Below are 13,427 nucleotides of genomic sequence, written 5' to 3' on the forward strand. Positions count from 1 at the left end.
ATGGCATTCGTAGCAGAATATATCTCTAAAGAGGATATTGAGAAATATGGCGTTATTGACATAGTAAATAGCTCCAGGGCAAATTTTGGTGAACTTCCATTGGGCGATCAACGTATAGAGCAGCTTGATTGGGTCATCGATAGGCAGAGGGATATTTGGTTTATCTTTGTGTGTGATCCGCACTTACCGGATCCGCGAGATGGATTTACGGGTGAGGAGATTTATATTTTATGTTATAAGGGAAATGTTATTGAGCTTGATATAAGGCGAATTTACGACGAAACTACCAGTAAAATGCTAGTCGATAATCCGTTTTTTATCAAATATAAGTTAGAAAGTATAAATTCCAGCACTTACGGAATTTCTTTAGATGAGCTCTATAAGGTGCTTGGTGAAGCTTTAATAGAATATGGCGAAAGCGGTATACACGGTAGAAAGTTCTTGCCAAAAGAACACGAAGTCGTAACTTTCCTGCACGATTAAGAAAGTGCAAAAAATGACAAGCTAACAAAACTGATCAAAATTTAGCAGACATTGCAAGCAGCGAGGATGTGCAACGGTAGCGGCACCGATGACGGTGCGAGCATGAAAGAGATTTAACAAAACGTGGCGCTAGCCTTAAACGCGATATGTAAATTCAAAGCGAAATTTATCCAAAACCTAACCGTGAGCGAGCGCGAGATAAAATTTTACTCAAACGCCCAATGCGCGAGAATTCGCTAGCGGGCGCAGACTATTTGTAAATTTTAAAATTTCACTCAAATGCCGAGCGTAGATTTAGATGCGGAACGATTTGCAGTTCTGCGGGTGCCGTGAACTCTTTTTTACGCAGCTTTTCTATCGCTGCGCGCGCGATCATGGCGGCATTGTCGGAGCAAAATTTCATCGGCGCGAAAAGTATCTCGCAGCCCGCCCGCTCGCACAGATCCGTTAGAAGTCCGCGCAGGTGCAGGTTTGCGCTCGCTCCGCCCACGACGCCGAAGCGCGTAAAGCGGCGCAGCTCAAAGATCCGCTGCAATTTATCCAGTATGTGCGCGCACGCCGCATCCTCAAAGCAGCGCGCCAGATCGCGCATCGCCTGCTCATCCAGCTCGCCCGCCTCTTTTAGCTTCTCTATCTGCACGCGCACGGCGTTTTTAAGCCCCGAAAAGCTATACTCCAGCCGCCTGTCGCCCCTTAGCGGTACGGGCAGTTCAAACCTCGGCTCGCCGCCTTTTGCAAGCTCCTCGATGAGCGCGCCGCCCGGGTAGCCGAGACCCAGCATTTTGGCGATCTTATCGAAGCTCTCGCCGAAGCTGTCGTCGCCCGTGGTCGCTAAAATTTCGATACCCCCCGCCGCGTCGATATCCAAAACCATCGTGTGTCCGCCGCTAACGAGCAAAACGCCCATCGGGAATCGCGCCTCGCCGTGCAAAAACAGCGAGTAAATGTGGCCTATGAGATGATTTACGCCGATGAGCGGCAAATTTAGCGCGAGTGCGAGCGCTTTTGCCATATTCACGCCGCCGATCAGGCTCACGCTAAGCCCTGGGGTATTGGTCGCTGCGACGGCGCTAAGCTCGCTAAAATAGGGCTTTGCACGCTGTAAAATCCGCGGCAGCGCCTCCGTATGCAGCCTCGCGGCAAGCTCGGGCACGACGCCGCCGTATTTGGCGTGCTCGGCCTCCTGGCTTATTTTTTCGTAAAATTTCAGCTCGAAACTGCGCTCATCCATCACCGCGACCGAGCTGTCGTCGCAGCTGCTCTCAATAGCAAGTATCACACAAAATCCTTAAAATTTTTCGCTCATTATACTCAAAAATCGGCGCAGATGAAATTTTAAAATTTAAAACGGCGCGCTTTAAATTTTGTCTTTGTCGCGACGTACTTCCGCTCGCGGGGCAAAATTTTAAAATGCGTCGTTCGGCTCGGTCGCAGTTTGTCTGCCGCGGCGGATAAAATTTTAAATAGATGAAATTTTGGCAGTCGAAATTTAGCGGGCAAATTTAAAAAGGCCTTTGGATTTTAAAGCTCCAAAGGCCATTGCGATTAAATTTAGCGGCAAATTTAAAGGCTAAATTTCGGGCTCTTGCTCTTGTTTTTTCTCGCCGCTTGGGATCGCGGTGTCGTACCAATCGAGCTTGCGCGTAAAATACATTACCAAAGAAATCACCGCGAAGATCATCAAACTTCCCATTAATAGGGCGTAGTCTTCGGAATTTAAGATAACATAGAGGATCGCATATGAAACGAGCTGAACGCAAGTGATGAAAACGCCCCAGCGCGCGCCTTTGAAAATCGCGCTTGCGTAGAAAAATACTATCGCGCTTACCGCGATCGCCGAGATAGCGTAGCTGATCGCAAAGCCGATGTGTTCGGAGAGCGAGAGCACAAGCAGGTAGAAAACGACGTCCTCAAGTCCTATTAATAGGTATTGGATCGGGTGGATGCGCTCGTGAGTATAAACCTCGCACAAAAAGATCGCTAAAAACGGCACCGCTAAGAATAACAACGCGTAATCCGTGCAGCGCTTAATCAGCGAGTAGTTGTTCACGGGCTCGATGAAGCCGATACTTACGGCGTCGTTTCTATCGTCGTAGCTGCGCCGGCTCGTCATCGCAATCTGCGTGTCTTGATCTGCTAGCCACGCAGGAGCAATGCCCGCGGCTAAGCCTGTAACTTCCCACGAAGCTTTAAAGCCGCTAGCGCTTACCTCGCGCGATTTGGCGATAAAGCCGCCGCCAAAGCTAGGCGATGACCAAGTAGAGCTAATTTCAAAACGGCTATTTTGTGCGATCGGAGCTAGATGAAGCGCCTCGCCGCCTTGGATTTTAAGCGTACCGCTGATGCTAAAATCAGACGACAGCGCGGAAGCGGGGAGCTTGTAGATTAGGCTTCGATCAAAAATTTTAGCTTCGGTGTTGCCGTGATATTGCTTAAGCTCCTTGCCGTTTAAGCTTAAAGCGGGGGAGGCGGTGAAAGATTTTTGATTGCCTACGCCGAGCACTAGCACGGCTTCGTCGAAATTTAGCCGCGCAGGATCGACGCCGAGCTCGGTATAGTTTATCGCCTCAAAGTCCGCCTTAAGCGCAAAATCGCCGTTATATATCGGAACGCGAAAAATCCCGCGCTTTAGATAGGTGGGGTCGATCTCCGCCGCGAGAGAGTAGTTTTTAGGTACGATGATGAAATTTTTCTCTACGCGCCTTTTTATGAGCTCGTTGTTGCTTTTATCTATCGCTTCGATTATCTCTGCGTAGGGCACGACGATCGCGAGACCCTGGATTTGCAGCTCGCCGCCCACCGGTGTGAGGATCGAATCCTGCGCGAGCTGCTTGGTTTCGGAGCGCGAGTAGGTAAGATTATCGATAAAGCTTAGTGGGATTAGCAGCAGCAAAAGCAGCACTAAAACTATGAACGGTTTCGTCCAAAATGCCCCGCGAATGGCATTTTTAGTAGAATTTAACAAAGGCTCTCCTTTTAAGTAGAATTTAAAACAGAATTTTAACGATGAAGAGTAAACGGACGGCGCTTTAAGCGGGAGGAATTTTATAAATTCTAAACGAACTTCGGATGTGAAGCGCTGCGGATATCGCTTTTAATTTTGGGGATTTTGCCGTAAGCTAGAATTTCATTGCGAATGAGAATTTTACGAGAAAAATTTTTGTTAGTAGAATTTAAAAGCTTGAAATTCTAAGTCTAAGAATTTCAAATTTACAAAGCCCTAGGAATTTTGAAATTCCAAGGGCTTTGAATTTTTAAAATTTCGCCGCTTTAGCGTGCAAAATTTCGTACCGTCATCTCGCGTAAGCTTTAAAATTTATACGCCACGCTTAGCTTGAAATTTCGTCCAGGCTCCCAGTCGATAGCATTTGAATCTCCGGTGAAATCGGTACTGCGCTGCGAGTGCGATGCGTAGGCTTTATCAAAGAGATTGTAAACGCCCGCGTTGATCTCAAGCCCTTTAAATCGCCCACTATCCGGAGCGTAGGTCACATATAGATCGTGAACCGCGTAGCTAGGCACTTTTGTTTTTTCGTCGCTATTTGCGGAGGCTACGTTTTTGGAGTTGAAAAATAGTAAGTTATAGCCCAGCAGTAGATCCGCCGCAGAGATTGCGTACTCGGCATTGAAGGTGTATTTATCGCCATAGTCGCGGTAGCCGATGATGTTTGAGCTTAGATAGCCCGAGCCGCTGCGCACGCGGTCTTTATATTCTACGTGCTGGTGGGTGTAACCCGCAGCAAGGCTCAAATCATCTAATATCAATCTTGCGAAAAGCTCGACGCCGTCAATGTCCGCGCCGCCTGCATTAGCCCTGCATAAGGTATTTGCTGCTCCTCCCGGGCAGCCGATAACGCCGCCGCGAGCATTGTTATCTACGATGAGATTTTTATATTCCGTCCTGAAATACTTCGCAGTTAGGCTTACCGAGGAATTCTCTCCTAGCTCGCTTTCGTAGCGACCGCCTATTTCGTAGGCGTTGCCCGTAGTGGCTTTTAAATTTTCGTTAGCCATCCAGCTTAGCGGTCTGCCACGGCTAGTGCCCGCAGCCATCATGCTCTCCATTACGTCGGGTCCTCTAAATACTCGCGCATAGCTCGCAAATGCCCCAAATCCAGCGCCAATCTCGTAATCAAGCGCCAAGGCGGGGCTTACTTCGTCAAATTTATATTTGTAGCTAGAGATATTAGCGCCTCTGCCGTTATAAGTCTTTAGCTCGTGCCTTTCGTAGCGCACGCCGGGAGTTACCGTAAGCCCGCCGTAGCGCATAGCATCCTCGATATAAAAGCTATAATTATCGACCTTTTCGGGGCGTAGATTGCCGGGCTTAACGTAGTTTTCGGAGCGGTAGTAATCAAAGCCATAACGCAACGTATGCGCTAAATCGCCCGTTTCAAATTTACTCTTAGCGCCGATTTTGCTGCCTTTGGTCTCGACGCCCCATTTTACGTTCGTTGAAGTCGATCCGATGCGTTGATGTTTGGTGTAATATCCCGTGATGTCGAGTTCTAGCAAGTCGCTTGGATTATACGTGTATTTGATCGTGTGCGTATCGCGCTCGTATTTGTGGTTATCCAGCTGTCCGTTCAGCCAAGAGCCGAATTCCGGTCGCAGCGGATAGAGACCTTTATACTGCATATGCTCGGTAGATAGTGAAATTTTATGGAAATCCAAAAAGCTATAGCCCGCCTTGAATAGATAATTTATATCGTTGCCATCACCGCCCGTAGGTTTGCCATTGCCGGATTCGCCGAAGCCGTATCCGTAGTGCTTAAACGCAGCAAGCATATCTAGGCTATCAAACGCCCTGCCATAAAGCATCGCGCTTTGCGAATAGCCTTCGTTATTGCTTGTATAGCCCACTTTGAGCTTGGCGCCTATATCCTGACCCTTTTCGAGCAGGTCGTTGGCATCCACAGTCTTAAAAGCTACCGAGCCACCCAAGGCGCCCGAGCCGTTCACGACCGAGCGCGCGCCGACATCGATCTCTACGGCTTTGATAAGATCCGGATCGATTAGTAAATCGGCGTTGTGGTGGAAGGTATTGCCGTTTTGTTTCGCGCCGTCAATCGTGATATTTAGACCGCGATCGCTCACGCCGCGCATATAAATTTTTTGATTCATGCCGTTGGTGCCGCCCACATAAACGCCTGGGATGTCGCGAAATACATCTTTGATGAGCGTAGCGTTGCGAGTATTGATTTTGATATCATCCACGGTGCTAGGTGTGCTAGAATCGCTAGTAACTTCGATTACGTCCAGGCTTTGCCTATTTGAATCTTTGCTTTTGGATACGTCCGTAGCGCTTGATTTCTCGTCTGCTTGTGCGCTTAAGCAAAGAACTGCGCACAAGGACAAAGCCAGATGAAATTTTTTCATACGAAACTCCTAAATGATAATGAGATTAAAAAACGGTAATTAATATAAAATTAATCCTTTATTTTATATTAATTATCAAGACATTTTAAAATCATTAGAATTTTATCTCCGAATGCTTTGTTATCATTAAATAAAGCTAAATGATAAAATATAATTTAAATATCGCTCATCAAAATTTTAGTAAAAATTAAATCTACTTTTGATAAAATCGCTCATTTTTTAGCAAATGGATCTGCTAAATTTATAAAATTTTAAAATTCTTAAGGAGAGCTTATGGGCATTATGGAATTTTTGGCGCATTACGTGGATTACATTATCTTTGCAATCCTCGGATTTATGAGCTTTTTAGTCGTGTGGTTTACTATCGAAAGGCTGCTTTTTTATTCGAAGGTTAAGGCGAGCAATTACAAAAGCAAGGCGCTTTACGAAGAGGCTCTGACAAAAAATCTAACGACGCTTTACATCGTTTATTCAAATGCCCCGTATATCGGTCTTTTAGGTACTGTCATCGGCATTATGATCACCTTTTTTGATATGAGTACCGCAAGCGGTATCGATACCAAGGCTATCATGCAAGGTCTCTCGCTTGCCCTTAAAGCTACGGCTACCGGTCTAGTCGTCGCCGTACCTACGCTCATCATCTACAACGGTTTCGTCCGCAAGGTAGATGTGCTTCTAAACCGCTACGATGAGGTTAAATAAATGAGCATTCCTAGACGAGACGGGCTAAATATCGTCCCGTTCATCGACATTATGCTGGTGCTGTTAGCGATCGTGCTTAGTGTCTCGACTTTCATTGCGCAGGGGCATATTAAGGTAAATCTTCCATCTTCTTCAAGCTCGCAAAACCCGCAAGAGGATAAAAAAGTTACCATTAAAGTGGATAGTGAATCTAAAATTTACCTAGACGATATTACAATAAGCGAGGATGAGCTTGAGAAAAAAATTGCCGCACTCGATAAAAACGATCTTGTCGTATTGAAAAACGATAAAGACTCGAAATTTTCCTCTTTCATTTCTATCATGGATGTCCTAAAAAAGGCGGGCCATGAAAAATTTGCGATCGTGACCGAAAAAGAGCAATGAATAAAGATAGCGCAATAGGCTTCATTGTATCTTTGGTGCTGCATTGCATCATCGCTGTAGGTGTTTTTGTTCTTTTATCGTCGGCACCGAAGCCGCCTAGCATGCCCGATATGATAGCCTTTTCTATCGATAGCATAATGGATGAGGCCAAGCAGGGCGATATCTCCGATGAACCCAATATCCCGCCTCCTTCCGATCAGTCCGAACCGGATCCTGAGCCAGAGCCCACTCCGCCGGAGCCCGAGCCCGAACCGGAACCAACTCCGCCTGAACCGGAGCCAATACCGGAGCCCGAGCCGATTCCTGAACCGGAGCCTATACCAGAGCCCGTAGTCGAAAAACCAAAACCGGTCGAAAAGCCTAAGCCAAAGCCGGTAGAAAAACCAAAACCGGTCGAAAAACCTAAGCCGAAAAAAGAGCATAAAGTTCAAAGCAGCGATAGGAATTTAACGGCGAAGTTTGATCCGACAAAGCCTATTTCACTGGGTAGCGGCGGGGGCGGCGGTTCCAGTAGCGTAGGTGGTGGTAGCGACGCTATAACAAGCCGCGGAGATCCTAGCAATAGCGATGTCGGCAAGAAAATTTTCGCCATCATTTCTCGCTACGCGCAGTCGCATTATCCAAAAAATGCGCAACGTATGCGTAAAATCGGCGTCGTAGGCGTGCACTTTACCTATACGGCAAGTGGCGATGTTAAGGGTCTTCGCGTTACGTCTTCCTCGAATGTCGATTCACTTGATGAGGGCGCATTAAGCGCAGTCGAGCGCACAAAAGGTAGCTTTCCAAAGGTCGAGAAAGATATGGAATTTAACTTTAGCATAAAGTATACGCTAAATTTCAACTAGCCTTAAAGCTTCTACTAAAACTTCTGCCGGAGCGGTAAAATTTTAAAAATTCACCGCTCTTGCCGCTTTATCTTAACTCGCAAAATTCCATCTTGGCGAAGTAAAATTTTAAATTCGCCGCTTCTGCCGCGCTAGTTTTTACAAACGGATTGGCGCCGTGAAATTTAAAATTTAAACGGAGAAAATTATGTCTTTTCAAATTTAGCTAAGCAAGCATCTTAAAGCGTTAAAATTTTAAATTTAAGCTGCGAAATTGCTAGGAAATTCCACTGATTTTAATGGAATTTTTACTATAATTTCGTATGAAATTTAAAAGATTAAAGGAAATTTATGATAGACGTTTACGACTTGGCGGTGATCGGCGGCGGTCCTTGCGGCATCGCTTCCGTAGTAGAAGCCAAAAGAAACGGGCTCGCTCACGTACTTCTGCTTGAAAAAGGCGACAATCACTCTCAAACGATTAGGCAGTTTTACAAAGATAAAAAGCGCGTCGATAAAGAATATAAGGGCTTTGACAGCGAGACGCGTGGCTCTATTTCGTTTGAAACCGGCACGAAAGAGAGCGTGCTAAATTATTTCGACGAGCTCTTAGATAGCGATGAAATCGATACGAATTTCAAAAGTGAGGTCGAAAAGATCGAAAAGCACGCAGATGAGTTTTATATCACGACTAACTCGGCTGGATACCGCGCGCGCAACGTCATCGTCGCAATTGGCAGGATGGGCAAGCCCAATAAGCCCGCTTATAAAATTCCGCCTTCGATCACGCAACGGGTAAATTTCAATCTTGATAAATGCACGATCAATGAAAAAATTCTAGTCGTCGGAGGTGGTAACTCAGCCGCTGAATACGCTATAGCGCTATGTAAGACCAATGTCGTAACGCTTTGCTATCGCAAGCCTAAATTTACCCGCCTAAACGAGACGAACGAAAGCGACGTAATGCGCGAGACCAAATACGGCAACATCATCTTGCGTTTAGGCATCGATATAGAGGCTCTTGAGAATGAAAACGGCAAGGTGCTGGTAAAATTTGATGATGGCACCGAGCTCGTGTTTGACCGCGTGATATACGCGATCGGCGGCACGAGCCCGATTGATTTTCTTAAAAAATGCGGCATCGCTTACGACGAAAACGGCGTGCCGATCGTGGATGAAAATCTTCAAACTGCCACTAGTGGGCTTTACGTGGGCGGAGATCTCATCAGCAGAAGCGGCGGATCGATCGTGGTGGCGATAAATCACGCTCATACCATCATCAAAAATATCCGCAGATGAGGCTTTATCAGCCGAAAAAAGGTTATCGCTACACGAGCGATACGATTTTTTTGTGGAATTTTATAAGGAGCTCAGGCGTGCGCAAAGCTGACGCAGCATCGCAAAATGGCTCTTGGGCGCTGGGCTGTGGCGCGGAATTTAAAGACGCGACAGATGGAGGCTTTAATGCGCAGTTTTGCGCTTCGGATTTCGCAGGCGGCGAAGCGGAATTTTGCGCCGAGGATTGCGCTTTTAGCGAAGAAGAGTCGTATGCCGCTAACCAGAGCATGGAGAACGATCACGATGTTAGCAATACGGGCTGCGCTGAACTTCAGGCGGAATTTAAAAAGGAATTTCAAGAGGCATTTTGGGCGAAATTTCAAAGCGAGCGCTGCAAAAATTCCGATTTTCAAAACGACGAAGCCCAGTATGCTTTAAAGCCTGATATCGCAAGCGGTGAAAATTTTAAATTTTGTGACGAGCAAATCGCGCAGCCTTTAGAATCTAAAAAGACGCACGATAAAGATTTCGCGAGCAAATTTAAAGACGCCAAGGTGCGCGCGGATTTTACTGCGGAGTGCTTGCGTGACGGCGGCTTTGCAGTTTGCGATGAGCGTAGTTTAAAAAGCGCGCTAAATCCGCGAGCGATATACGGCGACGTGCTGGATGTGGGCGCAGGATGTGGAATTTTAGGGCTTTTGCTAAAACGCGATTTTAAAAGCATTAATCTAAGCTTGCTAGAAATTCAAGAGCGAAATTTAGAAATCTTAAGGCTAAATTCTTTGCAAAATGATCTGCCTGCCGAGATTTTGCACGCGGATTTCGCGGAGTTTAAAAGCAAAAAGCGTTTTGACTTTATCGTCTCAAATCCGCCTTTTTATCGAGAGCGCATTTCGCTTAGCAAAGAGCCTCATATGGCGCTTAGTAAGAGCGCAGCAAGCCTTAGCCTACGGGATTTCGTGCGATCTGCGAATGCTCATCTCAAGCCTGGCGGTACGCTTATTTTTTGCTATGAGGCGGGCAAGCTAGCTAAAATTTGCGAGCTTTTAGGCGAGTTTAGGCTAAATTTGACGAGGCTTGGTTTTGTCTATCCTGACATTTCAAGGCCCGCTAAGCTCGCGCTTTTGCAGGCTCGTAAGAACTCGCGCTCGCCCTGTGAGATCACCATTCCGATCTATGCTAGTGCGCACGGAAGGCGCACCGCACAAGCCCAAGCGATCTACAAAAGCGCGGATTTAACGAGCGTGGATTATGAGTGAGTTCAGCTTCAGCTTCGATGCAAGCGCGTGCGAGCGCTGCGGCGGTAAGTGCTGCACGGGAGAGAGCGGCTACATCTGGATAGATGAGAGTGAGATCGCGGCGTTGGCGGTAAAATTTAAAATTTCGCCTGCAAGGCTTAAAGAAATTTATTTACAAAAAATAGGCGCTAAATTTAGCGTAAAAGAAAAGCCCTTTGAAGGCGGCTTAGCGTGCGTGTTTTTTGACGAAACACAGCGCAACTGCGGGATTTACGAGCTGCGCCCGAAGCAGTGCCGCAGCTTTCCGTTTTGGGAATATTTTAAAACGCATACTAAAGAATTGGAGAAAGAATGTATCGGGGTAAGGTTTTAAGCGGAATTTTAATCGCAGCGATGATTTTAGCGCCGCAGTATCTAAGTGCGGAGAGGGGGGCGAATGCTGCAGCAGCGAAGCAGTCCGTTACGGATAAAAAGGCGTCTGATAAGAATTCCAGCATTGGCACAAAAAACGGTGCAAAAGATGCAATTAAAAAGAGCTTGATAAATCGCGGCGTAAGCGCTAAAAGTATAACCAAAGAAAAGCTAAACCACGCGATGCGAGCGCAAGAGGACGCCGAGTTAAATTTTGATTTGCTTACAGCTTTGGAGCTACTGCATAAAGATCCTGTCGCATCGATGTTTTTATACGAAAAGGCATACAATAAAACGGGCTCGTCCGTTTATCTGTTAGAAGCGCTAAAGACAGCTTTTGCGATCAAAGATCGTAAAAATACGGCGCGCTATTTAAAGCTCGGCGAAAAGAGCCTAAGCTCAGACTCTGAGTATCTGCGAGTAAAGATCGGCTACTACTTAGGCATTAAAGATAATCTAAACGCTAATACCGCTGCTCTTAAGCTAGTCACCGTAGATCCAGTTTCGCGAAGTTATGCGATCTTAGCGGCGACATATTATGCGATGGAGAATTTTACTTTAGCCAAAACCTACTTTGAAAAAGCCTATGAGCTAGACAAAACCGACGAAAATCTCATCAGATTATGCGACGTGCTGCTAAATAAACTCGATGATTCGGACGGAGCGATCCGCATCATCGAGACGCACAGGCGCATCTACGGCTGCGCCCAGGGTATGGCGTGCGAGCTGCTAGCTGATGTGTATCGCGCGAATAAGCGCTATTTGGATGTCGCTAAGATCGATGAAGCGCTGTATGAAGCCAAAGGGGATAATAAATTCTTGGACGATATGATAGCGATTTATTACTACTCAAACGACTTTGATAAAATAATCGAGCTTTTGAAGAAATACGACTACAAGCGCGAGCTTCTAATCGATGCCTACGCGCATAAAAAAGACTATAAAACCGCGATTAAAATGGCACGCGATGAGTTTATGAAGACCAAAAATTACGACTTTTTGGCGATCGAGGCGATCTACGAATATGAAAGTGCGGGCAAAAACGTGGACGCCAAGACCCTATCTAGCGTAGTGGCAAAATTTGAAAATATCGCGCCGCAGCTTAAAGACCCCGTGCACCTAAACTACTACGGATACATCCTAATAGATCACGATTTGGACGTTCGCAAGGGCATCGAGCTCGTCCGCCGCGCCCTGCAAAAAGACCCCGACTCGCCGTATTATCTGGACTCGCTTGCCTGGGGATACTACAAGCTTGGCGAGTGCGACAAGGCTAAAAATGAAATGGCTAAGATCAAAGACGCAGAATTTTTTAATTCCCCCGAAGGCAAAGAGCATTTAGAGGCGATCGATGCGTGCGCCGCTGGCACAGGCGTAGCGCCGCAGAATTCTATATCGCAAAACCCCACTACGATAAAAGGCTCCGCACCGAAAGATCAGGCGCCGCAAAGCCCGGCAATAAAAACTCCTGCGCCTGATTCCATAAAATCTACGGCGCCCGAAAGCTCTGTGTTAGATTCCGCACGTCCGAGCTCCGCTGCAACGCGTGATTTAACGCCAAAAGACTCCGCTTCGCAAAATTCTGCCGGGTCTGCAAATTCCGCGATTCAAAACCAGACACCAAATTCCGCGGCTTCTGAAAATTTTGCGACGCCTATAAATTCCGCCGCGCAGAATTCTGCCTCGTCAAGACAAAATTCCGTATCGAGGCAGGATTTTATGCCAGAGCAAAATTCTACGTCGAAAGAGCCCACCGGCTCTAAAATCCAGACACCAAAGCAGTAGCGATGATTTTGAATGAAATTTTAAAACGCACTCGCGAGGATCTCGCGCTTCGCAAAGAAAAGCTGCCCGAGGATCTGCTCGGCCGCTCGCTAAGCGCCAATCCCTACGAGCCGCGTGACGTTATAAAGGCACTTAGAAGCGATGAGAAGGACCCGCTTCGCATCATCGCCGAGATCAAAAAGGCAAGTCCGAGCAAGGGGATTATCCGCGAGGATTTTGAGCCGCTAAGCCTTGCCGTGGAGTACGAAAATGCAGGTGCGAGCGCCTTTTCGGTGCTAACCGAGCCGCATTATTTCAGAGGCGATTTGGAGTTTATCCCGCAGATCCGCCGCTACACTCGCACGCCCATTTTGCGCAAGGATTTCATCGTCGATCGCTATCAGATTCTCGAGGCGCTGGTTTACGGCGCGGATTTTATCCTGCTGATCGCCAAAGCTCTGGAAGGCAAACAGCTAAGAGAGCTGCTCGAGTTTGCCCGCAGGCTGGGGCTTGAGGCGCTGTGCGAGATCCACGATAAGAATGATCTGAAAAAGGCGGTCTTTGCAGGCGCCGATATTATCGGCATCAACCATCGAAATTTAGAGACTTTCGAGGTCGATACGAGCTTGAGTGAGCGACTAATCCCGCTGATTCCAAACGGCAAGATCATCGTCGCCGAAAGCGGTCTGCACTCGCACGAACAGCTTTTAAGTTTGCACGAGGCGGGCGTCGATGCGTTTTTGATCGGCGAGCATTTTATGCGCCAAAATGACGTCGGCGCGGCACTGCGTGAGATAAAGCTCGGCGCGGGCGGCTAAATTTAAACCCGTTTGTTTGATCGCGCAAGCTTAAACCCGAAGCGAGTGGTTAAATTTAGCGAATGGAGCGAAATTTTAAGGCAGTAAATTTTAAAATTCGTAGAATTCGACGGACTTTAAAATTTAACGGCTCTTTAAATTTAGCG

At 47.0% G+C, this 13,427-nt stretch carries 12 protein-coding genes; 9 read left to right on the plus strand and 3 right to left on the minus strand.

The window, feature by feature from the left end; translation table 11 throughout:
• Positions 1 to 483 carry a hypothetical protein gene (locus Q0224_RS08185; protein WP_297950424.1) on the plus strand — a complete coding sequence of 161 codons (483 nt, stop codon included), beginning with the start codon at positions 1 to 3 and terminating at the stop codon, positions 481 to 483.
• 271 nt (positions 484 to 754) lie between these two features.
• Here Q0224_RS08185 and tsaD read toward each other — a convergent pair whose 3' ends face one another.
• The 3 genes from tsaD to Q0224_RS08200 form a co-directional block, all read right to left on the minus strand.
• The gene (tsaD, locus tag Q0224_RS08190; RefSeq protein ID WP_297950426.1) at positions 755 to 1,762 is read right to left on the minus strand and encodes a tRNA (adenosine(37)-N6)-threonylcarbamoyltransferase complex transferase subunit TsaD; all 1,008 of its coding nucleotides are present in this window, start codon (positions 1,760 to 1,762) and stop codon (positions 755 to 757) included.
• Positions 1,763 to 2,053: 291 nt separating this feature from the next.
• The gene (gene creD, locus Q0224_RS08195) at positions 2,054 to 3,448 is read right to left on the minus strand and encodes a cell envelope integrity protein CreD (protein WP_297950428.1); all 1,395 of its coding nucleotides are present in this window, start codon (positions 3,446 to 3,448) and stop codon (positions 2,054 to 2,056) included.
• A gap of 344 nt (positions 3,449 to 3,792) precedes the next feature.
• A complete protein-coding gene (locus tag Q0224_RS08200; RefSeq protein ID WP_297950430.1) occupies positions 3,793 to 5,862 on the minus strand; it encodes a TonB-dependent receptor in 2,070 nt (689 codons plus the stop codon).
• A gap of 282 nt (positions 5,863 to 6,144) precedes the next feature.
• Between Q0224_RS08200 and exbB the strand changes: the two genes are divergently transcribed.
• The 8 genes from exbB (at position 6,145) to trpC (ending at position 13,281) form a co-directional block, all read left to right on the plus strand.
• Entirely contained in the window at positions 6,145 to 6,564 is a 420-nt protein-coding gene (exbB, locus tag Q0224_RS08205) for a TonB-system energizer ExbB (RefSeq protein WP_297950508.1), read from the plus strand.
• Entirely contained in the window at positions 6,565 to 6,948 is a 384-nt protein-coding gene (gene exbD, locus Q0224_RS08210) for a TonB system transport protein ExbD (RefSeq protein ID WP_297950432.1), read from the plus strand.
• The gene (locus tag Q0224_RS08215; protein ID WP_297950434.1) at positions 6,945 to 7,793 is read left to right on the plus strand and encodes an energy transducer TonB; all 849 of its coding nucleotides are present in this window, start codon (positions 6,945 to 6,947) and stop codon (positions 7,791 to 7,793) included. The genes exbD and Q0224_RS08215 overlap by 4 nt, the downstream gene beginning before the upstream one ends.
• Before the next feature lie 330 nt (positions 7,794 to 8,123).
• Entirely contained in the window at positions 8,124 to 9,071 is a 948-nt protein-coding gene (locus tag Q0224_RS08220) for an NAD(P)-binding domain-containing protein (RefSeq protein WP_297950436.1), read from the plus strand.
• Between the two features lie 77 nt (positions 9,072 to 9,148).
• Positions 9,149 to 10,309 carry a methyltransferase gene (locus tag Q0224_RS08225; protein WP_297950438.1) on the plus strand — a complete coding sequence of 387 codons (1,161 nt, stop codon included), beginning with the start codon at positions 9,149 to 9,151 and terminating at the stop codon, positions 10,307 to 10,309.
• Positions 10,302 to 10,661, plus strand: coding sequence for a YkgJ family cysteine cluster protein (locus Q0224_RS08230; protein ID WP_297950440.1), 360 nt, complete (start codon positions 10,302 to 10,304; stop codon positions 10,659 to 10,661). The genes Q0224_RS08225 and Q0224_RS08230 overlap by 8 nt, the downstream gene beginning before the upstream one ends.
• Positions 10,640 to 12,484: a hypothetical protein gene (locus tag Q0224_RS08235; protein WP_297950442.1), complete on the plus strand. Its 1,845-nt coding sequence runs from the start codon at positions 10,640 to 10,642 to the stop codon at positions 12,482 to 12,484. The genes Q0224_RS08230 and Q0224_RS08235 overlap by 22 nt, the downstream gene beginning before the upstream one ends.
• Before the next feature lie 2 nt (positions 12,485 to 12,486).
• Positions 12,487 to 13,281: an indole-3-glycerol phosphate synthase TrpC gene (gene trpC, locus Q0224_RS08240; protein ID WP_297950444.1), complete on the plus strand. Its 795-nt coding sequence runs from the start codon at positions 12,487 to 12,489 to the stop codon at positions 13,279 to 13,281.
• The last annotated feature ends 146 nt before the right edge of the window (positions 13,282 to 13,427 follow it).

It is taken from the genome of uncultured Campylobacter sp., assembly GCF_938002845.1.
Taxonomy (GTDB): domain Bacteria; phylum Campylobacterota; class Campylobacteria; order Campylobacterales; family Campylobacteraceae; genus Campylobacter_B.

Coding starts and splice junctions, on each gene's coding strand:
- Q0224_RS08230 (WP_297950440.1), top strand. CDS start 10,302: ATGAGTGAGTTCAGCTTCAGCTTCGATGCAAGCGCGTGCGAGCGCTGC.
- Q0224_RS08220 (WP_297950436.1), top strand. CDS start 8,124: ATGATAGACGTTTACGACTTGGCGGTGATCGGCGGCGGTCCTTGCGGC.
- Q0224_RS08235 (WP_297950442.1), top strand. CDS start 10,640: ATGTATCGGGGTAAGGTTTTAAGCGGAATTTTAATCGCAGCGATGATT.
- Q0224_RS08200 (WP_297950430.1), bottom strand. CDS start 5,862: ATGAAAAAATTTCATCTGGCTTTGTCCTTGTGCGCAGTTCTTTGCTTA.
- trpC (WP_297950444.1), top strand. CDS start 12,487: ATGATTTTGAATGAAATTTTAAAACGCACTCGCGAGGATCTCGCGCTT.
- Q0224_RS08185 (WP_297950424.1), top strand. CDS start 1: ATGGCATTCGTAGCAGAATATATCTCTAAAGAGGATATTGAGAAATAT.
- exbD (WP_297950432.1), top strand. CDS start 6,565: ATGAGCATTCCTAGACGAGACGGGCTAAATATCGTCCCGTTCATCGAC.
- Q0224_RS08215 (WP_297950434.1), top strand. CDS start 6,945: ATGAATAAAGATAGCGCAATAGGCTTCATTGTATCTTTGGTGCTGCAT.
- exbB (WP_297950508.1), top strand. CDS start 6,145: ATGGAATTTTTGGCGCATTACGTGGATTACATTATCTTTGCAATCCTC.